Genomic DNA, 23,273 nt, shown 5'->3' with positions numbered 1-23,273 from the left:
GTTCGAAGACATCAGTCTTGGCTCGGTGTTGTCGCAGTTCAACCGAGGACTGTTCGATGTCGCCCCCTAGTGGGACCGGTAATTGATCGTTCAGAGCATGCCTGCGGTAGACATCGTCGAGAAAGATAAAAGCTTCGAAATCACTGCCGAGCTTCCCGGCATGGATCAGAAAGACATTGAGATCAAACTGTCCAATGGCAGCCTGATCATCAAAGGGGAAAAGCAAGAAACGAAGGAAGAAAAAAAGAAAGGCTACCATCTCAGCGAACGTAGCTATGGCTCCTTCGAACGGATGTTCAACCTGCCCAAAGAGGTGGATGCAGAGAAGATCGAAGCCAGTTACAGCAAAGGCGTACTGAGCATCTCGTTGCCGAAAAAGCCTGAAGCCCTGAAGGCTGACAAGGTCGTGCAGATCAAAGGCAACTGAGTCCCGGGCCTGCCCCTTGTCGGGAAACCGACAAGGGTTTTTTTATGGGTACCAGACAACCTCGCCCTTCATCTCCTGAACGTTGTGGGGCTCTTAATGACCAACCAATGCCTTGAGCTCGGCCAGCGAGCGGGTATTGATCACGTTATGTTTTTCCAGCCAGCCTCGGMGTGCCTGAGCGACGCCATAACGCAAGTTGGCGAAATCAGCGGCGCGGTGTGCATCCGAATTGACGCTGATCAGCACACCTTCATCCTTGGCGTACTGGCACTGCAGGTCGAACAGATCCATGCGTTGCGGTTGCGCGTTGAGTTCCAGGCAGCAACCACGCTGAGCGGCAGCCTTGATGATTGCCGGCAGGTCCAGGTTCAGCGGGTCGCGTTCGTTGATCAGGCGACACAAGGGGTGGGCCAGGATGGTGAAGTAGCGATGGTCCATGGCCCTGAGAAGGCGTTGGGTCTGTTGACGCAGCGTCAGGCCGAAATGACTGTGGACGGCGCCCACCACCAGATCCAGACGTCCCAGGATATCGTCGGGTAGGTCCAGGTGGCCGTCTTCGAGAATGTCCACCTCGATACCCTTGAGCAACGTCATGCCCTGCAAGCGGCTGTTAAGCGCATCGATTTGGTCGATTTGCTTCAACAATTGCTCGACTCCCAGCCCATGGGCCACCCTGAGGGACTGTGAATGGTCGGTGATCGCCAGGTATTCCAGCCCAGCCTCCCGGGCCGCCAGCGCCATCTCTTCCAGGCTGTTGCCTCCATCCGAAGCGCGGGTATGCGCATGAAGGTCGCCTTTGAGGTCGGTCAACTCAATCAGCCCAGGCAAATGGCCGGCCAATGCCGCAGCGACTTCGCCACGGTCTTCGCGCAGTTCCGGCGTGATCCACGGCAAGCCCAATGCCTGATAGACCGAAACCTCGGTGGTGCTGGCCAGGCGATTTTTGGCCCGGAACACGCCATATTCATTGAGCTTGAGCCCCAGCTTCTGAGCCCTCTGACGAATCGCGATGTTATGAGCCTTGCTACCGGTGAAATACACCAGTGCAGCGCCATACACCGCCGGCTCGACGACACGCACATCCACTTGCATGCCTGAGTTCAGCATGACGCTTGCACGCGTGTGCCCCTTGACCAGTACGGTGGAAATGTCCGGATGGCTGATGAACTGCGTGGTGACATCCACCGAAGGCGCTGCCGCCACCAGAATATCGATGTCGCCGACGGTGTCGCGCATGCGTCGCAGGCTTCCGGCAGTGGTTGCTTGCTCGACTCCCGGCATCTGCTGCAGGTATTCGGTCAGTCTGCGCGCCATCGGCTCAACCAAAGCCAACGGCAAACGACGATCCTTTCCGATCCCCTTCTGCGCGGCACTCAGCAGCCGCGCTTCCATCCGCTCACCGAAGCCGGGCAAATGGCGAATGCGACCCTGTTGAGCGGCCAGACAGAGCTGCTGCGCAGTTTCGATACCCAGGTCGTGATAAAGGTTTTTAACGCGCCTGGGTCCCAACCCGGCAATGGAAAGCAGCCCGACCAGCCCGGGTGGCAATGTCGAACGCAAGCGTTGGCGTAGCGAGCAATCACCGGTGGTCACGATTTCATTGATCTTGCCGGCAAGATCAACCCCGATCCCGGTCAGTTTGGGTAGCGGCTCGCCACGAGCGAGGGTTTTCGCCACGTCAAAGGTCAGCGCCCTCAGGGTCCGTGCTGCATTGCGGTAAGCCCGGATCCGGAAGGGATTGGCGTCCTCGATGTCCAGCAGGTCAGCGATTTCATCAAAAACCGCAGCGATATGATCGTTGTCGACCACCTGACCGCCGCTGGTCGGCGGCGGCAAGGCCGACGAAGGTGCCTGGAAAGGCGCGACAGCGTGCTTCATGGCATGACTCCCATCGCACAGGCTTCATGAAATCAGCATTACCGATCCAGCCTTCCCGGCATTGATATAGGTCAGACAGCAACCGAACACTCATCGGCCACTTCGTGCACCGACTATTGATAAAACTCAAATGCTCGACTGCATTCAGGCGTAGGAATGATTGAAGAGGCGGTACAGGCCCGCGACGTCGAATGGATCGAAAACAACCCCGTGCGAGCCCTGCCCTGACAGTCGACGTGATGCCGCGCCGCATCGCACGTCGGGCAATCCACCCTTATGGGGATGACGTTCATGAACACACCTTCCCAGAACATGCTGAACCAGCTGTATGGCACGCATACCCACATTGACGAGGCCTCCATCGTCCCGCTCTTGCGCCAATACGCCGAACCCCTGCCGGAACTGAATTCACCGGCCTTTGGCGAAATGTTCGACCGCTTCGCCGATGCCCGCGTGGTGATGATCGGTGAAGCCAGCCATGGCACCAGTGACTTCTATCGGACCCGGGCGGCGATTACCCAACGGCTGATCGAGCAACACGGATTCAATATCGTGGCCGTTGAAGCAGACTGGCCGGACGCGGGCCATGTAGACCGTTATGTCAGAGGGTTGGCGCGCTCGGCGTGGACGCGGCACATTTTCAGCCGGTTCCCGACCTGGATGTGGCGCAACACCGATGTGAGAGCGTTCACCCATTGGCTGCATCAATACAACCACCAACACGCACCTGAACAGCGCGTCGAGTTTCGCGGTCTGGACGTTTACAGTTTGCGCAATTCCATCCATGAGGTGCTGAGCTATCTGGACCGTGTCGACCCGCAACTGGCACACGAAGCACGGCGTCGCTATGGCTGTTTGACCCCGTGGCAGGATGATCCTGCGCTGTACGGCCACTTCGTCGAACGCGACGGCATAATGCCCTGCGAGCATGCGGTGGTCGAACAGCTCAATGCCATGCTGGCCGAGCAACTGGCCGGGGATATCAAGGACGATGAAGCGTTCTTCGATGCGACCCAGAACGCCCGGGTCATCCTGGCGGCGGAACAATATTACCGAGCGATTTATCGAGGTTCGACGGCCTCCTGGAACCTGCGTGACAGGCACATGTTCGACACGTTACGTGTGTTGCTCGAACACCGCGGTCCGCAAGCCAAGGCCGTGGTGTGGGCGCACAACTCCCATATCGGCAATGCGGCCGCGACCGAGATGGGCTGGAAAGGTCAGTTCAATATCGGTCAACTGTGCCGCAATGCCTATGGGCGCGATGTGGTTCTGATCGGCATGAGCACCGACCGTGGCCAGGTGGCCGCGGCCGACGACTGGGACTGCGAGATGCTCATCAAGGACATCCGGCCCTCCCGGCCAGACAGTTGGGAGCGCAAGTTCCTCGAGGCCGGCGTCCCGGCTTCATTGACCGACTGGCGGGATCCACAGCGAAAAGAGCTGCGCCGGGCCCTGTCCAAACCGCTGCTGGAACGGGCCATCGGTGTGATCTATCGACCCGCCAGCGAGCGCAGCAGCCACTACTTCGAGTCAGTGTTGACCGAACAATTCGACGCCATGGTCTGGATTGAACAGACGCAACCGGTAACCGCGTTGCCCCTGCCAAAAAGCCAGGCGCTGGAACCGGAAGACGAAACCTTTCCATTCGGCATATGACAGGCATCGGACGGTGGTCGTCTGCGCGGGATGACTACCGTCGCAAATACTGCTCGAACCAGTCGCCGGCCAGTCTGGCGACTTCTTCGAGGGCTCCTGCTTCCTCAAAAAGATGTGTCGCGCCCGCCACCACTTCCAGGCGCTGCTCGCACTGCAGGGCGCGACTGCTTTGCACATTGAGGTTGAGCACCACCGGATCCCGCTCGCCGACAATCTGCAAGGTCGGCGCCTTCACGCGGGACAGCGCCTCACCCGCCAGATCGGTCCGCCCTCCCCGGCTCACCACCGCATGCACCACGTCCGCCCGCTCGGCCGCTGCCAACAGTGCCGCCGCAGCACCGGTACTTGCGCCGAACAATCCGATCGGTAGCGGTTGCAGTTCGGCGTCCTGACCAATCCAGTCGATCACCTTCACCAGTCGGTTGGACAGCAGCGCAATATTGAAACGCAATTCCCGGGTCTGGTTGTCCAGGTATTGCTCTGGCTCCGTGAGCAGATCGAACAGCAACGTGCCCAACCCCCGCTCAGCCAGCGACAGCGCAACCTGTTGATTACGCGGGCTTGAACGACCACTGCCGCTGCCATGAACGAACACCACCAGGCCGCCAGCGTGCACCGGCAGACGCAGGTCGGCAGACAGCTCCACGTTCCCCAGGTCCAGCTTTCGATAGCGAAGCTCAAACATCGGAGTTCTCCTGACCGGAAGCACTCGTGCCGGACTCTCTGCGCCAGGCCCGATGTAAAAGATCGATGACTTCTTCGTCCGAGGTCTGGGAAAAATTCAAATACCAATTGCCGATCGACATCAGCCACTCGGGGGTGAGCGGGCAGATCACCTCATCGACTTCGCTAAACAGCGCCTCTACCGTCTCCGGTGGCGCCACCGGCACGGCGATGACAATACGCGACGGTGCTTGCAGGCGCGCCGCCTGGACCGCCGCCATCATCGAGGCCCCGGTCGCCAGGCCATCGTCGACCAGAATCACCACCTGATCCTTGAGTGCCACGGGGGCACGCGAACCCCGGTACAGGCGCTCGCGACGCAACAGTTCCTGGGTTTCCCGTGCCACCACGTTATCGAGCGTGCGCTGATCGATGCGGTTCGCCCGCAGCGTATCGTCATTGACGATCTGGATACCGCCACTGGCAATCGCGCCCATGGCGAACTCCTGATGGAATGGCACCCCGAGCTTGCGGACCAGCATCAGGTCCAGGCGAACCTCCAGGGCCGTGGCAATTTCATAGGCCACCGGCACGCCGCCACGGGGCAAGGCGAGAACGATGACATCGGGTCGATGAGCGTATTTGAGCAGCGGCTCCACCAGCCTTCGACCGGCATCAACCCGGTCACGCAGGAGGGTTTGCGTTGAGGGACTATAAATCACTTGAAAACCTCCCCAGGCGAGCACACCTGTCGGTTCGTATCACACAGCCTTGACCTCTCCACGTCCTTGCGGGATCAAGCATCAGTTTTTATTAAAAATCCTCCGCTGGAGTCTCCTTGTCGTTGATTTTTATCAAGCTCGCGCGCAAGGCCAACCCTGTCCGCGCAAGGGACCGGGCATTTCATTTCGCCGTTGTTGATCAATATCAATCAGGCTGGGGCGCAATGGATTACGTTGCCAATAGTGGACAGCGCCGCCCCGCAGCGGCGCGCTATGGGAGACTGTCATGCCGACCTTATTTGCGAGCCCGCGATTGCGCTTATACGACAGCGATGAACTCGATTCGGTGTTGCAGGCAATGGCGCGCCAGGCCGCGGCGCTGTTGCCGCCCACTCAAACGGCACTGATTGGCATCCAGCGCCGCGGCGAACCTCTGGCGCAGCGTTTACAACAGCATCTGTCACAGATGACCGGCCAGCCAGAACTGCCGCTCTACCCCTTGAAGGTCAAGCGCTATGCCGATGACCTCAAAGTGCTGCATGCCCACACCGAACTGACCGAAAACCCGCAGCTGGGCAAGCTGGACCTTGCCAACACCACCCTGCTCGTTGTCGACGATGTGCTGTTTGAAGGCCATTCGCTCCTGCGTACCTGCGCGTATCTGGCGCAACTCGGTGCTCGTCGGGTCTACACGGCCGTATTGGTCGACCGGCACGTCTGCCAGCAGCCGATCCATGCCGATATCGTCGGCGTGCATCTGCAAGTGGCCGCCACTGACATCGTCGAATGCAACGTGCCCCCTTACGAAAGGGAGTTTTGTATTGAAGTCTGGCGGCATGGCGCCGCGCGATGACGGCGCAACATGCGTAATCGAACAGTGAGTAGCGCTTACGGTTTGCTTTTTTCGTCCTGGTCGCCTTCCATCATTCGTGGTCTGAACATGTGCATCGGCATCTGCCAACGGTCATTGCCGTAGAGCCGGTGATGCACCACCGTCCAGAACAGGTCGAAAATGGTTTTCTGCTCAGCATCCAATACCCCGTAGAAAGTTTTGGTACGCACCAGCGCAGCATCCATGCGCTCCAGATGCGCCTCCATCCACTTGGTTTGTGTGCGCAAACGCTCTATCTCTCTGGCCATTCTTTCGGGGGTCGTTTCATCCGTCGACGCCCTCTTCGTGCTCGCGCTTTCATCACGTTCGGCCTTGGCCTTTTCCTGATGCTGATTGGCGTCCGCCATGACCCCCGTGGCCCATGTGTCCCAGGCAGCCATTTGCTCCGGCTTGAGATTGAGCTTGCCCTTGAGATCGTCCAGGGTTTGTTGCGTGTATTTGACCCAGTCGAAATCCTGAAAACGATGATACATACCACCTTGCGCAGCAGACGTCGGCGGGTTGGCGAAGACGCTGGTAGAGGGCACCAGCAACACGCTTGCCGCCATCAAAATGCATTGGCCGATCAGGCTTGATCTGTTCATTTCAGTTCATCTCGATACCGTGGGTTGATTCGAGAATAGGAGTCGGCCTGGGGGCGTATCTGATCCACATCAGAAAACAGGCAGACCGTCGGGCAAGTGGATAAACGGTCGAGCTGCCCCGTAAGAGGAGCGGCCAACAATCGTTATCCACGGTGCTGTCACCCAATCCAGCGGATCACGGGTTCATTCCGAGGCACGGGCGCGGGGGCAGATTTCGGGTGACCCACGATGATCGGTGCCACTGGCGTCCACTCGGTGGGAAGGCCAAGTGCATGCTTTCCTTGCGCAGTACCGAGAAACCCCTGGGCAAAACCGATCCAGCAACTACCCAGCCCTTCAGCGTAGGCCGCGAGCATCAGGTTCTCGGCAGCCAGTGCGCAGTCTTCGACGACCCACTGACCCGGCGCGGTTCCCGAAATCAGGATGAGTACCGGCGCGTGGTAGAAGATTTGATAGTTTTCATCATCGAGCAACGTATGGAAGTGCTCGGGCTGGGCCTCGGGGGGTATCGTCGCCAACAGGTGAGCCTTCGCTTCGCGCGAGACCCGATCCAGCAGGCTCTGGTCGCGTATGACGGTAAATGTCCACGGTTGTTGGTTCATCGCGCTGGGCGCCTGCGCAGCGGCACTGATCAAACGACGAATGATGTCTTCATCAACCGCTTCTGTCGTGTACTCCCGTGTCGAGCGACGGCCCAAGATCGCCTTATTGATGTTCATGAGGGGCATACCTCAAAAGAGTGTCATATCCTTTATAAAGTCATCCGCCCACGAGGGCTTGCTGTTGATCTAAATCAAATCAAGGCACAACCGGCCTCCCGTTTTGTCTGACGACTCGCCCCCTCGGAGCGGACCACATTGCGCGAAATTGATCTGCATCAGATAGACGATGAACGCTCAATACACACTGCAAGCGTCTGGCTCGCGCAGGAGCGCTGACATGTGCGGGAAAATCATGGCGTGTATCGGTGAGAGTGTCGCGTTCCGGCTGCTGATCCGCGTCATGCTGATAGGCGTCTGCGCACTGGCCTGGAGCACGGGCGGCGCCGCACAGAACGCCACACAGAACGCCGCACAGAGCGTCGAGCCAGGCGTCACGATCCTCGTTTACCACCGTTTCTCGGACACGGCGGACGACTCGATGACCGTGCGCATGAGCACCTTCGAAACTCAGTTGCGCGTCCTGCGCGAGCGCGGTTATCACATTGTGTCGCTACGCGAGGTGGTCGACTGGCTGCGCAATCCCGATGCGACATTAGCGTCGAAGCCGGTGGCGATCACCGTCGACGACGGGCATCGTTCGGTCTTCGACAAACTGCTGCCCGTCATCCAGCGCGAACGCTTTCCGGTGACCCTGTTTATCTATCCATCGGCCATCTCCAACGCGTCCTATGCGCTGACCTGGGAGCAGTTGCGAACCCTGAAACAGACCGGGCTCTTCGACATCCAGTCGCATACGTACTGGCATCCCAATTTCAACGTCGAGCGCAGGCACCGCACGCCGGCGGATTTCCAGCAATTCGTCCGAACCCAACTGCAAAAATCACGTCAACGCATCGAGTCGCAAACCGGTGCGCAGCAGGTCGACATGCTCGCGTGGCCGTTCGGTATCTATGACGACGAGTTGATCGCACTCGCCTCCGAAGAGGGTTACGCAGTGGCCTTCACACTAGACGCGCGCAAGGCTGACCGGCACGCGCGACTGCTCGCCCTGCCGCGCTTTCTGATGAGTGATGCCTACGGCGCACACGCGTTCGCGCAATTGCTCGGTGAACCGGACACTCAGCCGACAACAGGGAACCCGCGATGACCGTTATCCGCACATTGAGGCGCTATGCGATCCCGGCGCTATTCGTCGTCACGGCCCTGCTGAGCGGGCGAAGCGCACTGGCTGTCACCGGTGTCGTGCTCGACTCGAGCACGCAGAAACCGCTTGCCGACGCGATCATCACGACCTCTGCCGGTGTGATGCGTACCGACGAAAACGGGCGGTTCGAGACGGCCGAGGCGGTCGAGAGTGTCGCCGCCCGCGCCCCAGGGTATTTGCGCACCGAGGCCAAAGTGAGCGACGAAACGCCCGTGACGCTCGCACTGACCCCGTTTCGCCCCAAAGCGGTCTATCTGTCGGTGTTCGGCGTGACCAGTTCGACCCTGCGCAACAACGCTGTCAGCCTTGCTGAAAACACCGAGATCAACGCATTGGTGATCGACGTCAAGGGTGACCGTGGCCTGACGCCCTATCGCAGTGCGGCGCGCGAGGCGATCGGCGCAACGGCCCACTTGACCACACGGGCACCTCAGATGCGCGACTTGCCGGCATTGCTTGCCAAGCTGCGCGCGCAACACCCGTACCTGATCGCGCGCATCGTGGTGTTCAAGGACGATCCATTGGCCAGTGCGCATCCAGAGTGGAGCGTGCACACCGCTGACGGCCAGCCGTGGCGGGATCTCGAAAAACTGCAATGGATGGATCCGTTTTCGCACGAGGTCTGGCAGCACAATCTCGATGTCGCCGAGGAGGCCGCGCAGATGGGTTTCGACGAGATCCAGTTCGACTATGTGCGTTTTCCCGACAAGAGCGGGCTACGCTTTGCTCTCCCCAATAACCGCGCCAACCGGACCGCGGCGATCATCGGCTTTCTGCAAGCCGCACGCGCACGGCTCGCCCCCTACAATGTATTCGTCTCCGCGGACATCTTCGGCTACGTCTGCTGGAACCTCGACGATACGGCGATCGGCCAGCAAATCGAACTGCTGGGCGCGGAGCTCGACTACATTTCGCCAATGTTGTACCCGTCCGGCTTCACATGGGGGCTGCCGGGCTTTACCAACCCGACAGCCGACCCCGGCCAGATTGTCAGGCGTACCCTGACGGAGGCGATGAAACGCACCCACCTGCCGGGCGTGCGCTTTCGTCCCTGGTTGCAGGCCTTTCGTGACTATGCCTTCGATCGTCGCCCGTTTGACGCGGCCGCGATCAGTGCGCAGGTTCACGCCGCCGACGCAGCCGGCACCGATGGATGGATGTTATGGAACCCACGCAATCACTACGAGGCCGCCGATTTGCCACAGCGCTGAAGCGCTGGGCGATGCTGCTTGGCCTGGCGATGGCGGTGCACATTGCATGCGCCGCCGATCTCGATGCGACGACGCGCCTGCAAGCCGCACAGATCGTCGAGGGCCAGATCGCCGCCGGACGCGTTCCGGGAGCTGTTGTCCTGATCGGTGACGCCACAAAGGTGTTCTATCGTCAGGCCTTTGGACAACGCACGACGACGCCCCCCCGCGAGCCGATGACGCTGGACACCGAGTTCGATCTGGCATCGCTGACCAAAGTCATCGCGACGACCACGGCCATCCTGCAACTGGCCGAAACGGGCCGCATCAACCTGGACGCCCCCGTTGCCCGGTATTGGCCGGCCTTTGGGGCGCAGGACAAAGAGGCAGTGAAGGTGCGTGACCTGCTTGCACACACGTCCGGGCTGCGCCCAGATTTGCCTGGGCGGCCACCCGGTGCGGGCCGCAAAGGTGTGTTGAGCGCCATCGCGGCGCAACGGCTGCGCAACGCGCCGGGTGCCCAAGTCATCTACAGTGACCTGAATTTCGTGGTGCTCGGCGAGCTGGTCGAACGCATCACCCACAGCTCGCTCGACGCCTATTGCCAGGCTCACATCTTCGGGCCGCTGGGCATGCGCGACACGGTTTTTCTGCCGGATACCCTGCGAACGATACGTAGCGCACCGACACTCGCCACCAAGGCCGGCACGCTCCGGGGGCACGTACACGATCCGACGGCGCAATGGATGGGCGGCGTCTCCGGCAACGCCGGGCTGTTTTCCACGGCGGACGACCTTGCGCGTTTCGCGCAGATGGTGCTGAACCAGGGGCGCGCAGGCAGCCGGCAGATTCTGCGGCCGGCGAGCATCGCCGCCCTCGCGAGCGCCGCTTCGCCGCTCGACAGCGTGCCGTGGCGCGGCCTCGGCTGGGAACTGGCCGCACCGTTCGTATCGAACCATGATCGTCTGCCGCCGATTGGCGTCATCGGCCATACCGGATACACCGGCACGGGGCTGTGGATTGATCTGATGACACGCCAATTCATCGTCATCCTGAGCAACCGGGTGTATCCCGATGACAGCGGTGACGCGCGCCCGCTTCGTGCGCAATTGCTCGCATTGATGGCCAGTCGCGGGGCGCCTGCAAGCGGCGCGCAAATCGGCCGGTTGTTGCCCTCAGCGTTGCCGGCGCTGCGTGCCGCCGATCGCCTGCCCACCTCGACGGGCCCGGTGCAGACAGGCATTGACGTGCTTGAGGCACAGCAGTTTGCCCCGCTCGCCGGCCTGCGCGTGGGCCTGATCACCAATCGCAGCGGATTCGACGCCAAAGGCCGACGTACCGTCGACGTCCTCGCCCACGCGCCAGGTGTCAGGCTGGCGGCATTGTTCTCACCGGAGCATGGGCTGAACATCGACGTGGACGAACGAGTCGGCGACACCCGCGACCCGGCGACGGGCCTCACCGTGCACAGTCTCTACGGCGCAACCCAGCGCTTCCCGGCCGGTTCGCTCAAAGGGCTGGATGCGCTGATCTTCGATATTCAGGACGCCGGCGTGCGCTTCTTCACCTATGAGACGACACTCGGCTACGCACTCGAAGCCGCTGCGGCGCAAGGCATTGCGCTGTTCGTGCTGGACCGGCCCGACCCGCTCGGCGCACAACGTTTCGGCGGCCCGGTGATGGACAGTCGCCGTGAATCGTTTACCGGCTATTTCCCTGCACCGCTGCAGCCCGGCATGACCGTCGGCGAGCTGGCGCGTCTATTCAATCGCAACAAGCACATTGGTGCGGATCTGCGCGTTGTGCCGATGCTGGGATACCGGCGCGCGATGACCTTTGCCGACACCGGGTTGGGATGGGTGCCGCTCTCACCGAACCTGCGCACGCTCTCCCAGCTGGACCTGTACCCGGATATCGGTTTACTCGAAGGCGCAAATCTGAGTGTGGGGCGTGGCACGCCGCATCCGTTCGAGTGGGTCGGCGCGCCGTGGATCGACGCGACCCGGCTCGCAAACGCACTGAATGCGTTTGACGTCGGCGCGCATTTCGAGCCGGTCGACTTCGTCCCCACCGAATCAAACTGGCACGGTCGGCTCTGTCATGGTGTGAGCATCACCCGCCTCTCAACGCCTGCGCAACGCCCTGTAGCCAGCCTGGGGCTGACCCTGCTCGCCACCTTGCACACGCTCTATCCCCACATACTCGACCTGGCGGCGACCCGTGATTCAATCGGCTCGCAAAGCGTGTGGCAGGCGATTCGCGATGGCGCGACACCTGACGCGGCGCAAGCGCTCGACGCGGTGCCACTTGCGCGCTTCGCGCGGCTACGGCAGGAGAACTTGCTGTATTGACCCGCCCGGCAGCGTCATCGACTACCTATCGATGGCGCCTGTCCGCCGGTTTTTTCCTTTTGCATCAGATACGCGACGAGCTTGTCCAGGGTGTCGACCTGTTGGTAATCGACTTCAGGAATGACCACCCCCAGGCTCCGATTCAGGGCCTCGATGAGGCGAAGCCAATCCATGGAGTCCAGATCAACCTCCTCGCGTAGCGGGCGGTCACCGGGTAATTGCTCGGGGTCGACTTCAGGAGCGATGCGCTTCAACGCGTTCAACACCTGATTGCGTACCGATAGCGGGTCCATGGGCTCACCCTCACAAATTCTCTGGGGTTTGTAACAAACGACGGACTTCCCCCAGGAAGCGTGCGCCGTAGTGACCATCGCTGACCCGATGATCGGCTGACAAGCTGCTGACGACGGTGGGCATCACACACAACTGGCCATCCTTGACCCAGGGCCGCTCGCCGATACGGCCGAAACCGACCAAGGCAACCTGGGGTGGGTAGATCACCCCCAGTACGCTGTCTACGCCCTGATCGCCGAGCTGGGTGACCGTGATGCCGGCGCCACCCAGTTCGGAGCTGCGCAGAGAACCGCTGCGGGCGCGCTCCACCAGGCTGGACAGCTCACGCATCAGATCGGTCAAGGATGTGTCGGCCACATGCCGCAGGACCGGGGCGACCAGCCCGCCCTGGCGCAAGGTGATTGCCACGCCAAGGTCTGTATCGGCTGCCGGTTTAAAGCCGTTGTCCTGCCAGGAACCGTTGAGTTGTGGATAGTCGCGCAAGGCCAACGCCACCGCTTTGAGCAGCAAGACACCGGGTAACAGGCGCTCCGGCAATGGGCTTTGCGCGTTGTGTGCCTGCAGYCAGGCCATGGCCTTATCCAGGGCAATGGTTTCGCTCAGGTAGTAATGGGGAATCTCGCGTTTCGAACGACTCATCGCCGCCGCGATCGTGTGACGCATGGCCTGGTTGCGGTCGGGTTCCGGCGCCACACGGGCGGCTGCTTCGACATCTTCCAGGGTCACCACGCCGTGTGGACCATGGCCCTGCAAGTGACTGGCATCGAGCCCCAGTTCGGCCGCGCGCTTGCGCGCTGCGGGGGAAATCTTCGGCCGCTGCGCAGAAAGGTTTTCCACCTCACGCGGCACAGGCGCGGGCGTTGCTGTCCGTCGCACGCTCTGCGGACTTTCACCCGGTTCCAGCAACTGCGCGATGGCGGTACCGACAGGCACTTTGGCGCCGACATCGATCAGCAGTTGCAACACCGTGCCATCGTGCCAGCACTCCACATCGATAGCCGCCTTGGCCGTATCGACGACGGCAATCACCTGACCACGCTTGACCGCATCACCGGGATGGACTTTCCATTCCAGCAACGTGCCTTCATCCATATCGGCTCCCAGCGACGGCAATTTGAATTCGATCATGGTTGCCCCTCCTGGCCCGATACCTGGACGCAGTACATGCCTGTCATCACGTTGCATTCCCCTCGCACAGCTCGTGCGCGGCGGCGACGATCGTCGACACTTGAGGCAACGCGGCCTCTTCAAGATGCCGGGGATAAGGTATCGGCACTTCGGCGCTGCACACCCGCGCTGGCGGTGCATCCAGTTCGAAAAAGCCCTGCTCGACGATCCGCGTGATGATTTCCGCCGCCAGGCTGCCGCTGCGCCAGCCTTCATCGACGACGAGGGCGCGGCGGGTTTTGCAGACCGAGGTCATGATTGTGCTGTCATCCAGAGGACGCAGAACCCGCAGGTCGATGACTTCACAATCAATGCCCTCCCCGGCCAGTTGCTCAGCCGCCGTCAGGGCTTTGCCGAGGGTGCCGCCATACGCAATCAGGGTCAGGTCCTTGCCGACTCGACGGACCTTTGCGGCACTGATATCCAGAGCCTTCCAGTCGCCAGTATCACCCTCCATGTTGTAGAGCTGGGCGTGTTCGAAAATCAGCACCGGGTCCGGATCCAGCAGCGCAGGCCAGAGCATGCCGCGTGCATCCTCGACGGTCGCCGGGGCGAGAATTTTCAGCCCGGGAATATGCGCATACCAGCCTTCGAGGCTGTGAGAGTGTTGCGCCGCAAGCTGACGTCCCGCGCCCGTCGCCATGCGCACCACCAGGGGAACCGAGAATTGGCCGCCGGACATATGCCGCAGGGCAGCAGCGGTGTTCATCAGAGGATCGAGGGCAAGCAGGCTGAAATTCACAGTCATGATTTCTACAATCGGTCGCATGCCCCCCAGTGCCGCCCCGATACCGGCCCCCACGAAGCCCAATTCGGACAACGGCGCATCTCGAATGCGTTCCGGGCCGAATGCTTCAAGCAGCCCCAAAGAGACGGCATAGCTGCCACCGTAACGGCCGACATCTTCGCCCATCAGAAACACCCGAGGGTCCCGTTGCAACGCTTCACGCAGGGCCTCGCGCAACGCATCGCGGTAGGTCATGCGAGTGCTCATGGTGCGGCCCTCGGCGTGTAGACATCGCGAGACAGATCCTCCAGCGGTTCCAGGCTGGCGCTTTCGGCATAAGCGATGGCGGCCTCCACTTCAGCGTCCACCTGGGCCAGGATCGCCAGAAAACCGGGTTCGTCCAACAGGCCTTCGGCCTTGAGCCGGGCACTGTAGGTGTGAATCGGTCCGCGGGTCTTCCACTGCTCCACCTCGGCCTTGTCGCGATACAGCTGCGGGTCGAACATCGAGTGGGCGCGAAACCGATAGGTACGAAACTCCAGGAAAAAAGGCCCGCGCCCTTGCCGGATATGTTCAACCGCTTCACGGGTGGCTTCGTACACCGCGACCACATCCATGCCATCGACAGACCGGGTCTGGACCTTGTACGCCGAAGCTTTGGCACACAGGTCGGTTTGCGACTGCGAACGCTCCAGAGCCGTGCCCATGGCATAGAGGTTGTTCTCGCAGCAAAACAGCATCGGCAACTGCCACAAGGCGGCCAGGTTGATCGACTCGTGAAACGCCCCTTCCGCCATGGCACCTTCACCGAAAAAGCAGGTGGAGAGCCGTGATCCACCCTGCATACGCTCGGCCAGCGCCAGGCCGACAGTAAGTGGCAAGCCGCCGGCGACGATGGCATTGCCGCCGAAGAAACGTGTACCGGCATCGAACAAGTGCATCGAACCGCCACGCCCTCGCGAGCAGCCTTCCTGGCGCCCGTACATCTCGGCCATGATGGTGTTCATGGGCACTCCCTTGATCAGGGCATGGCCATGTTCGCGATACGTCGCGACCACCGCATCGTCGGCTGCCAGCGCATGCAAAGCGCCGACCGCCACCGCTTCTTCACCGATGTACAGGTGCAGGAAGCCACGGATCTTGCCCTCCCCGTACAGCTCGCCGGCGCGCTCCTCAAGACGACGGATGCGCACCATGTCTCGCAGCAAGTCGAGAGCAAAGTCCTTGGGCAACGATTGCAGGCTCATGACGGATTCTCCAGGCTGGAAGTATCGCCCTCCGGCAAACCCAGCTCCCGGGCCTTGAGCAGACGTCGCATGAGCTYACCGCTGCGGGTGTGCGGCAGTGCCTGCATGAACGCCAGTTCCTTTGGCGCGACCACGGCACCGAGACGCTTGCGTCCATGGCCCAGCAATTCATCGTGCAGGGCCGGGCTGGCGGTGAATCCGCTCTTGAGGGAAACAAACGCCTTCACGGTTTCACCCAGCAGAGGATCGGGCTTGCCAATCACGGCAGCCTCGGCCACCGCCGGATGTTCCATCAGTGAGCTTTCCACCTCGAACGGGCCGATCAGGTGCCCGGCCGACTTGATGACGTCGTCGCCGCGGCTAACGAACCAGTAATAACCGTCGGCATCGCGACGCACCAGATCGCCACTGAGGTACCACTCACCGACGAAGCTCCGTCGATAGCGCTCCTCTTGCCCCAGATAAGTACGGAACATGGCGGGCCACGGTCGTTTCAGAGCCAGTTCACCGACTTCATTTGCCTCGAGAAACACCAGCGAACCGTCCGCCTTGCGCTCGACGATGGCAGCCTCGACACCGGGCAACGGTTTGCCCATGGAGCCCGGTTTAATGGCCATCGAGACCGTGTTGGCGATCATGATTCCACCGGTTTCGGTCTGCCACCAGTTGTCGTGGATCGGCAGCCCCAACACCTCTTTGCCCCACCAGACAGCCTCGGGATTGAGCGGCTCACCGACACTGGCAATAAACCGCAGACAGGGAAAGTGATGGCGGCGCGCCAAGGCGTCACCGGCTTTCATCAAGAGGCGAATGGCCGTCGGTGCCGTGTACCAGACCGTCACCTGTTGCTCTTCGAGAATCCTGTACCAGCGTTCGGCATCGAATTCGTTGCCCTCGACCACGCTGGTCACCCCCATCAGCAACGGCGCGAAAATCCCGTATGAAGTCCCCGTGACCCAGCCCGGATCGGCGCTGCACCAGTAAATATCTTCAGGGTGTAAATCCAGGGCGTATTTGGCGGTGGCCCGGTGCGTCAACGCGGCGCCGTGCACATGCAACACGCCTTTGGGGGTGCCGGTCGTCCCGCTGGTGAAGTGTAAAAGTGCGGGGCTGTCGACCGTTGTCCGGGCGATGTCAAAATCGTCAGCGGCTTCGGCCAGCAATCGATGCACGTTGAGGGTGCCCTCAACGGCGTTCGTATCCCCACCCTCGGCGTCATACAGCAGTACATGCTTGAGTGCCGGCAAATGCTCACGAACCGCCGCGATCTTGCGTCGATAAAGAGTTTCGCTGGTCAACAGCACGCTGCCTTCACCAAGACGCATCCGGGTTTCGATGGGCTCGGGGCCGAACGCACAGAATAACGGCGAAACCACGCAACCGAGCTTCAAGCCACCGAGCACGCCCAGATACAGCTCCAGCCCTTGGCCACAGAGCACAAACAAGCGTTCACCGGGGGCCACGCCCAATGTTTTCAGCACATTGGCAAAGCGGTTAGTCAGCGTGCTCAGTTGCCCATAGCTGATGTCGCGGTGCCCGCCATGGCGATCGAGAATGCGCAACGCCGTATGTTCACGCTCCCCTCCCATTGCATGCCGATCCACCGCCTCATAGGCGAGGTTCATGCCACCCCCTGGCAATCCGGCCAATTCGAGCGCCTCCACCTGCCAAGAAAAGGCTGCGCGGGCTTGCTCGCTGTCCAGCCAATTGGGCTTTGTCGGCAAACGGGTGAGTTTCTTTTTGATCATCGGCAAATGCATGGGCTTCACCTCAACGGCTGTTCATCACAACCCGTCACCCAGGAGTGTGATCAACCGTGAACGGGACTGTCCCTAGACCGCCAGGACGCTGCATGGCACCTGATACAGAATATGTTCGGTCGTGCTGCCCACCAGTTTGTTCAATCCATGGGACTGGACTCTGCCCATCACGATCACGTCCACCTGATTTTCCTCGGCAAACTCACTCAGCGCCGAGACCGGGTGCCCCAGAATGAAATGCCGGCGGTCAGAGGCCACACCGTACCGACCGGCCAGCGCCAGGAACGATTTCTCCAGTTCCCTGCGCAACTGCTTGGTCAGCTGCGACAGTGTCAGGCCGCCGCCGCCCATATCGCCCAGATAGTCTGTCGTGTCGCAGGCATACAGCAGATGCAACTCGGCATTGCACTGCAGCGCAAGGCCATTGGCCTGCTGGATGATCCGGTCATTCAACTCTTTGTCGGCATCGGTACCCGAAGCGTCAACGGCGGCCACGATCTTGTGCGGCAAGGTATGGCCACTGCCGCCAATCAGATAGACCGGCACTGGACAGTGGCGCAGCAAGTGCCAATCCAGCGGAGTGAAGAACGCGCGCTTGAGCGCCGATTCATGCTGAACCTCCTTGATCAACAGGTCGGGCTGCATTTCCGTGACGTGATCCAGAATGTCCTGCTGCAGGTCATCGGCCCAGGCCACTTCTGCCGTCACCTCGATCCCCAGGCCACGGATATTTTTTGCCTGATACTTCAACCAGTCGCGATGGTCCTGCAGATAGGTCTCCCGCGCCGTTTCCCGCACGCCCTCTTCAAGCAGCGAYAGAATATCCAACGACTTTATCAAGGCAGCGATATGCAAACGTGCCCCGCTGGCCTTGGCCAGGGCCGCCGCATGTTGTATCGCAGGAGACTGGCGCAGGGCCGGGTTGATGATCAATAACAACCGTTGATACTGGCTCATGATCTGACTCCAGGCAGGTGGACTTCAACGCGCCATTGCCTGTTGCGAGGGCGCGGTCGTTGCGCCCTCGCTGGACCAGGCACCAGCGTCACCTCAGACTCCTCCGTTGGAATCGCTTTGGCGTTGATATAAATCAAATACCTTCGCCGGGCAGGCTACCGGCAGCAGCCCTCCATCATGGGTCGCTCTTGTTCATGGTTTTCAACCATTCCTGGTGGGCTTGACGGTATTTGTCATCCGCCAGTTTTTTCGCTGCAGAAAATCGTTGTATCGTCTGGGTCGAAACAGGCTCGCTCAACAACGCATAGGCTTGTTTGCTCAGTCGGTCGGCTTCGGAAAAGAGCTCCGCGCAACGATTGATTGATTCAGAACAGGCGGCGGATTTTGTCGTTGAATCATTGGCGATCATGGTCGTACTCCTCGATCCCGACCTCCTGTCATTTCTTCAAGTTTTGTAGCGTCGAGTACACCTTCCGCCGGCTCTACTCGTCACGCCTCCAGTCGATGTTCACCCCGAACTCGTCATCGCTGTACTGATAATCGGCGTGCCCTTTGAAGGCCGCTTTCAGTGCATGACCCAGGCGGTTCGCGAGATGGATGCCTGTGGTGGTCACAACCAGCGCCCCCTCCGAATCGGTCAGGCTGATGATGCGCTCCAGGGCATGCTCCGCTTTTTCCTTTTTCTCGGTGTTTTCGATCAGATTGATGATCTCGCTTCGATGCGCGGCCAAGAAGCTGCCCGATAGCGTGAGCGTACCCGCCGGCTTGTTGTCATTGGTACGCTGACAGGCTGGGCAGGTCACTGATTGCGCATCATGAACCACCGTGTTTTCAGGAACTTTCCAGGTCCAGTTACCTGCCTGGTAAGCGGCCCCACACTGCGGGCAGACGGCAGAGCCTTCGATTTTCGGCAAGCAATAAGGATCATGGGCCGGTGTTTTGAACAGCTGGTTTTTCTGACTCTGCTGAAACTTGTCCATGGTCTTTCCTCGCAAATGAGTTGGCTAAAAATCCCACGCGAACCGTGTTTTAAAATCGCCCCCCTTCCAGTCAGGTCCACTGAAAACACGGTGGATTTGAAGATTTCATTTGGGCCCGGTTTGCTAAGGCGCAGGTTGATATTTGTCAATTCGGGCCAACAACCGACGGTCGATCATCCGAACGGTACGTACTGCGATTGCACACCTGCCTGTGTGACTTTGTTGATAAAAATCAACGCTGCACGTGCCATTTCATAGAAGCTGAAACAATGCAGAACTCTTCAGGAGAACAACCTGATGGCTCACACTAAAATCCTGTTTCGTGCTGGCGCTCGCGAGAAAATCCTCAGCGGAGCCACACAATTGGCGGACGCTGTCCGGGTGACCCTGGGACCGAAATCGAAATCGGTGTTGATCCAGAATAAATGGGGCAATCCGACGGTCTGCAACGATGGCGTGACGATTGCCAAACGGATCGACCTGCTGGACCCCGAGGAGAATCTGGGTGCGCAAATGCTGCGTCAGGCGGCGGAACGCACCGGCGAGGCCGTGGGGGACGGGACCAGCACATCGACGGTCCTGGCCCATGCAATCCTGGCCGACGGCATCCGCAACGTCGTCGCGGGCGCCAGTGCGATCGACCTCAAGCGCGGTATGGACCGGGGGCTTTCTCTGGTCATGCAATCACTGCTGGCGCAATCGCGCCCGGTCAGCACGCCCAAGGAAAAGGCCCAGGTCGCCACGCTTTCGGCCCATAACGACGCGGTCATCGGTCAACTGGTGGCCGACGCTCTGGAAAAGGTCGGCATTGAAGGCGTGGTCAGTGTCGAAGAGTCCAAGACCACCGAAACAGTGGTCGAGGTCATGGAAGGGATGCGCCTGGATCGTGGATATGTCTCGCCMTACTTCGTAACCGATACCGAGAAGATGCAGGCCGAACTCGACGATGCCTACCTGCTGCTCTGTGACCATAAGATCGGCGTGCTCAAAGACCTGCTGCCATTGCTGGAACTGATTGCCAAAAGTGGCCAGCCACTGGTCCTGATCGCCGACGACATAGAGGGTGAAGCGTTGACCACGTTGGTGGTCAACCAGATTCGGGGGGTATTGCGCGCGGTGGCGATCAAGGCGCCAGGCTTCGGTGATCGACGCAAGGAAATGCTTCAGGACATTGCCGTTCTGACCGGCGCAACCCTGATCTCCAATGAGTTGGGGATCAGCCTCGAACAGGTGGAATTGAGCCAGTTGGGCCGGGCTCATCGCGTCGTGGTGCAAAAAGACAGCACCGCGCTGATTGGCGGCGCAGGTAAACGCGAAGCTATCGAGGCGCGCCTGCAACAGATCCGCGTGCAAATGGACAACACCACCAGCGATTACGACCGGGAAAAACTTCAGGAACGCCTGGCCAGGCTGTCTGGCGGCGTGGCGGTGATCCGCGTCGGCGCGCCTTCCGAAGCTGAAATGAAAGCGCGCAAGGATGCACTGGACGATGCGATTTCCGCGACCCGGGCGGCGATCGCCGAAGGCATTGTTCCAGGGGGCGGTCTGGCCCTGCTCAAAGCCGTGCCGATGATTGCAGCCGAAGAAGCCAACCATGAAGGCGATGTCAAAACCGGCCTGCAGATTCTGCGCCGGGCTCTGGAAGCACCGGCCCGGTTCATTGCTGAAAACTCGGCGGTGGATGCCGGCGTGGTCATTGCCCGCATGCTCGCCGAACCGGGCAACGTGGGCTTCGATGCGGCGGCCAATTGTTATGTGGACATGTACGAAGCCGGCATCATCGACCCGACCAAGGTGGTACGCATTGCCCTGGAAAATGCCGTGTCGGTCGCCAGTGTCCTGCTGCTCACCGAGGCGACCATGACGGATATTCCAGAAAAAGAATCGCCTGCCCAGCCACCGTTTCCTGAATGACCGGCACAAGGCGAGGTGATCTGTGCACATCATCCGGCGCCCTGCGCGAGGGAGAAGCTGAAGCAGGCTATCTTTATAGTAAACGGGATGGCCGCTGGCTTACCGATATGCGTTCACACTCTGAGCCAAGGCCATGAAAAAGAACGACCGGTGGAACCTGTCCTACTTCGCGATCGCTTTTATCGTCATGGGCCTCATGCAGGTCTTCTTTGTCGAGCGCCAGGCCGTGCAGCCCCTGCCCTACAGCCAGTTCATGCAATTGTTGAACGAGCAAAAAGTCAGTGACTTGCAGATCGACAAGGACCGGATCAGCGGCAAATTGGTGGAACCCATCGACGGACGCGACCGGTTCTCCACGGTGCGGGTCGATCCGGCGCTGGCGACCGAACTCTCCCAATCGGGCGTCGGCTTTACCGGGGTCAATGAAAACACCTTTATGAACAGCCTGTTGGGCTGGTTGTTGCCGTTCATAATGATCATGGTGTTCTGGCATTTCCTGTTTCGCGGGATGGCGGACAAACAAGGCCTTGGCGGGTTGATGAATGTCGGCAAGTCGCGGGCCAGGATCTTTGTCGAACGCGACACTGGAGTGACCTTCGCCGATGTCGCGGGCATTGACGAAGCCAAGGCCGAACTGGTGGAAATCGTCTCGTTCCTCAAGGACAAGGCCCGATACGCACGCCTGGGTGCGCACATCCCCAAGGGCACCTTGCTGGTGGGCCCGCCAGGCACCGGCAAGACCCTGGTGGCCAAAGCCATCGCCGGTGAAGCCGGTGTGCCGTTTTTCTCGATTTCGGGGTCCGAATTTGTCGAAATGTTCGTCGGGGTCGGTGCGGCCCGGGTCCGCGACCTGTTCGAACAGGCCCGCCAGGCCTCACCCTGCATCATCTTCATTGATGAACTCGATGCGCTGGGCAAGATGCGTGGCGTCGGCGTGTTGGGCGGCAATGACGAAAAAGAACAGACCCTCAACCAGTTATTGGCCGAGCTGGACGGCTTCGATCCGCGTGAGGGCGTGGTTTTGCTGGCTGCGACCAACCGGCCGGAGGTCCTTGATCCGGCGCTGTTGCGCGCAGGGCGCTTCGACCGGCAGATTCTGATCGACCGTCCCGATCGCAAAGGGCGGCAGTCGATTCTTAAGGTTCATCTGAAGAAAATCACCGTGGAACCAGGCCTCGATAGCGCACGTATCGCCGAAATCACCACTGGTTTCACCGGCGCCGACCTGGCCAACCTGGTGAACGAAGCGGCCATCGTCGCCACCCGTCGCGGCGCCGAGGCGGTCAGCCTGAACGACTTCACCGCCGCAGTGGAACGCCTTATCGCGGGGCTAGAACGCAAGAGCAGCCTGCTCGATGCCGACGAGCGCCGGGTGGTGGCCTATCACGAGATGGGGCATGCCCTGGCCGCGAGCAGCCTGCCGGCCATGGACCCGGTGCATAAAGTCTCGATCGTGCCCCGGGCCATCGGCTCGCTGGGCTATACCTTGCAGCGACCGACCGAGGATCACTTCCTGATCAGTTGCCAGACACTTAAGGACCGGATTGTCGTGCTGATGGCCGGACGCGCCGCCGAGGACCTTGTCTACGGCCAGATCTCCACCGGGGCCGCCGACGATCTGGGCCGCGCGACCGATATCGCCCGGCAACTGATCACCCGCTTCGGCATGAGCCCCGAGCTCGGGCAGTCGGTGCTGGAAAAGCAAACCCCAACGTATCTGGGAGATCGCATGGCCACGATGGGCGAAAAGGATTATTCGGAACAGACAGCCCGGGAAATCGACCTGGGTATTCGCGCCCTGCTCGATGAAGCCTACCAACGGGCCAAGGCGCTGCTTCAGAGTCGTCGGGCCGACCTGGACGAGGGCGCCCGCCTGTTACTGGAAAAGGAAACCCTCACGCCCGAGGAGTTCCCGGCGCTGATGCCATTCAAGCCCACCCCGGCATTACCTGCACCGTGACGCACCGGTCAATCGCCCGCAGACGGCGCCCTGCC

20 protein-coding genes and 1 pseudogene are annotated in these 23,273 nt (G+C 60.6%); 8 read left to right on the top strand and 13 right to left on the bottom strand.

Translation table 11 applies throughout. From position 1 onward, the window contains the following. Window positions 1-427 (top strand): annotated as a pseudogene (locus tag AC1DIS_RS23775) (Hsp20/alpha crystallin family protein); the annotation flags it as partial. 93 nt (window positions 428-520) lie between these two features. Here AC1DIS_RS23775 and polX read toward each other — a convergent pair. After that, window positions 521-2,305 (bottom strand): DNA polymerase/3'-5' exonuclease PolX, encoded by a 1,785-nt coding sequence (gene polX, locus AC1DIS_RS23770; protein ID WP_477781116.1) that lies wholly within the window; start codon window positions 2,303-2,305, stop codon window positions 521-523. A 291-nt stretch (window positions 2,306-2,596) separates the two neighbouring features. Here polX and AC1DIS_RS23765 point away from each other — a divergent pair, with 291 nt between their 5' ends. Then, the gene (locus AC1DIS_RS23765; RefSeq protein WP_477744301.1) at window positions 2,597-3,964 is read left to right on the top strand and encodes an erythromycin esterase family protein; all 1,368 of its coding nucleotides are present in this window, start codon (window positions 2,597-2,599) and stop codon (window positions 3,962-3,964) included. A gap of 34 nt (window positions 3,965-3,998) precedes the next feature. Here the strand turns inward: AC1DIS_RS23765 and AC1DIS_RS23760 are convergent, their stop codons facing one another. Continuing rightward, window positions 3,999-4,649, bottom strand: a complete 651-nt coding sequence (locus tag AC1DIS_RS23760; protein WP_477744302.1) for a dienelactone hydrolase family protein — start codon at window positions 4,647-4,649, stop codon at window positions 3,999-4,001. Beyond that, window positions 4,642-5,346 (bottom strand): phosphoribosyltransferase, encoded by a 705-nt coding sequence (locus tag AC1DIS_RS23755; protein ID WP_477744353.1) that lies wholly within the window; start codon window positions 5,344-5,346, stop codon window positions 4,642-4,644. Before AC1DIS_RS23755 ends, AC1DIS_RS23760 begins: the two co-directional genes overlap by 8 nt. A gap of 289 nt (window positions 5,347-5,635) precedes the next feature. On the opposite strand from AC1DIS_RS23755, the gene AC1DIS_RS23750 reads away from it, so the two are divergent. After that, the gene (locus tag AC1DIS_RS23750) at window positions 5,636-6,202 is read left to right on the top strand and encodes a bifunctional pyr operon transcriptional regulator/uracil phosphoribosyltransferase PyrR (protein ID WP_477744303.1); all 567 of its coding nucleotides are present in this window, start codon (window positions 5,636-5,638) and stop codon (window positions 6,200-6,202) included. 35 nt (window positions 6,203-6,237) lie between these two features. Here the strand turns inward: AC1DIS_RS23750 and AC1DIS_RS23745 are convergent, their stop codons facing one another. Together AC1DIS_RS23745 and AC1DIS_RS23740 are read right to left on the bottom strand one after the other, a co-directional pair. After that, on the bottom strand, window positions 6,238-6,825 hold the full coding sequence (locus AC1DIS_RS23745; RefSeq protein ID WP_477744304.1) for a Spy/CpxP family protein refolding chaperone: 588 nt from the start codon (window positions 6,823-6,825) through the stop codon (window positions 6,238-6,240). Window positions 6,826-6,983: 158 nt separating this feature from the next. Next, window positions 6,984-7,544 (bottom strand): nitroreductase family protein, encoded by a 561-nt coding sequence (locus AC1DIS_RS23740; RefSeq protein WP_028939730.1) that lies wholly within the window; start codon window positions 7,542-7,544, stop codon window positions 6,984-6,986. 220 nt (window positions 7,545-7,764) lie between these two features. Here AC1DIS_RS23740 and AC1DIS_RS23735 point away from each other — a divergent pair, with 220 nt between their 5' ends. Genes AC1DIS_RS23735 through AC1DIS_RS23725 form a run of 3 tightly spaced genes read left to right on the top strand, consistent with a single transcriptional unit; the run spans window position 7,765 to window position 12,232 of the window. Further along, window positions 7,765-8,634 carry a polysaccharide deacetylase family protein gene (locus AC1DIS_RS23735; protein ID WP_477744305.1) on the top strand — a complete coding sequence of 290 codons (870 nt, stop codon included), beginning with the start codon at window positions 7,765-7,767 and terminating at the stop codon, window positions 8,632-8,634. Beyond that, entirely contained in the window at window positions 8,631-9,902 is a 1,272-nt protein-coding gene (locus AC1DIS_RS23730) for a putative glycoside hydrolase (protein ID WP_477748659.1), read from the top strand. The genes AC1DIS_RS23735 and AC1DIS_RS23730 overlap by 4 nt, the downstream gene beginning before the upstream one ends. Continuing rightward, window positions 9,854-12,232, top strand: coding sequence for an exo-beta-N-acetylmuramidase NamZ domain-containing protein (locus AC1DIS_RS23725; RefSeq protein WP_477744307.1), 2,379 nt, complete (start codon window positions 9,854-9,856; stop codon window positions 12,230-12,232). Before AC1DIS_RS23730 ends, AC1DIS_RS23725 begins: the two co-directional genes overlap by 49 nt. A gap of 14 nt (window positions 12,233-12,246) precedes the next feature. On the opposite strand, the gene AC1DIS_RS23720 is transcribed toward AC1DIS_RS23725, so the two are convergent. From AC1DIS_RS23720 to AC1DIS_RS23685, 8 genes are all read right to left on the bottom strand, one after another. Then, complete coding sequence (locus AC1DIS_RS23720) at window positions 12,247-12,525, bottom strand: acyl carrier protein (protein WP_064616916.1); 279 nt, start codon at window positions 12,523-12,525, stop codon at window positions 12,247-12,249. Window positions 12,526-12,535: 10 nt separating this feature from the next. Further along, window positions 12,536-13,654: a dihydrolipoamide acetyltransferase family protein gene (locus AC1DIS_RS23715; protein ID WP_477781115.1), complete on the bottom strand. Its 1,119-nt coding sequence runs from the start codon at window positions 13,652-13,654 to the stop codon at window positions 12,536-12,538. A 46-nt stretch (window positions 13,655-13,700) separates the two neighbouring features. Further along, window positions 13,701-14,687 carry an alpha-ketoacid dehydrogenase subunit beta gene (locus AC1DIS_RS23710; protein ID WP_477744309.1) on the bottom strand — a complete coding sequence of 329 codons (987 nt, stop codon included), beginning with the start codon at window positions 14,685-14,687 and terminating at the stop codon, window positions 13,701-13,703. Then, window positions 14,684-15,667, bottom strand: coding sequence for a pyruvate dehydrogenase (acetyl-transferring) E1 component subunit alpha (gene pdhA / locus AC1DIS_RS23705; RefSeq protein WP_064616914.1), 984 nt, complete (start codon window positions 15,665-15,667; stop codon window positions 14,684-14,686). Before pdhA ends, AC1DIS_RS23710 begins: the two co-directional genes overlap by 4 nt. Beyond that, window positions 15,664-17,427 carry an acetate--CoA ligase gene (gene acsA / locus AC1DIS_RS23700; RefSeq protein ID WP_477781114.1) on the bottom strand — a complete coding sequence of 588 codons (1,764 nt, stop codon included), beginning with the start codon at window positions 17,425-17,427 and terminating at the stop codon, window positions 15,664-15,666. The genes pdhA and acsA overlap by 4 nt, the downstream gene beginning before the upstream one ends. A 72-nt stretch (window positions 17,428-17,499) precedes the next feature. Then, a complete protein-coding gene (locus tag AC1DIS_RS23695; protein ID WP_111453733.1) occupies window positions 17,500-18,384 on the bottom strand; it encodes a universal stress protein in 885 nt (294 codons plus the stop codon). A 175-nt stretch (window positions 18,385-18,559) separates the two neighbouring features. Beyond that, entirely contained in the window at window positions 18,560-18,793 is a 234-nt protein-coding gene (locus AC1DIS_RS23690) for a hypothetical protein (protein ID WP_018928206.1), read from the bottom strand. A 73-nt stretch (window positions 18,794-18,866) separates the two neighbouring features. Then, window positions 18,867-19,364: a BCAM0308 family protein gene (locus tag AC1DIS_RS23685; protein ID WP_477744310.1), complete on the bottom strand. Its 498-nt coding sequence runs from the start codon at window positions 19,362-19,364 to the stop codon at window positions 18,867-18,869. A gap of 297 nt (window positions 19,365-19,661) precedes the next feature. On the opposite strand from AC1DIS_RS23685, the gene groL reads away from it, so the two are divergent. Next, window positions 19,662-21,278, top strand: coding sequence for a chaperonin GroEL (groL, locus tag AC1DIS_RS23680; protein WP_477744311.1), 1,617 nt, complete (start codon window positions 19,662-19,664; stop codon window positions 21,276-21,278). A gap of 133 nt (window positions 21,279-21,411) precedes the next feature. Continuing rightward, the gene (ftsH, locus tag AC1DIS_RS23675) at window positions 21,412-23,238 is read left to right on the top strand and encodes an ATP-dependent zinc metalloprotease FtsH (protein WP_018928209.1); all 1,827 of its coding nucleotides are present in this window, start codon (window positions 21,412-21,414) and stop codon (window positions 23,236-23,238) included. The last annotated feature ends 35 nt before the right edge of the window (window positions 23,239-23,273 follow it).

The organism is Pseudomonas sp. 05N433 (assembly GCF_056396925.1).
This window is presented reverse-complemented; position numbering and strand designations above follow the sequence as displayed.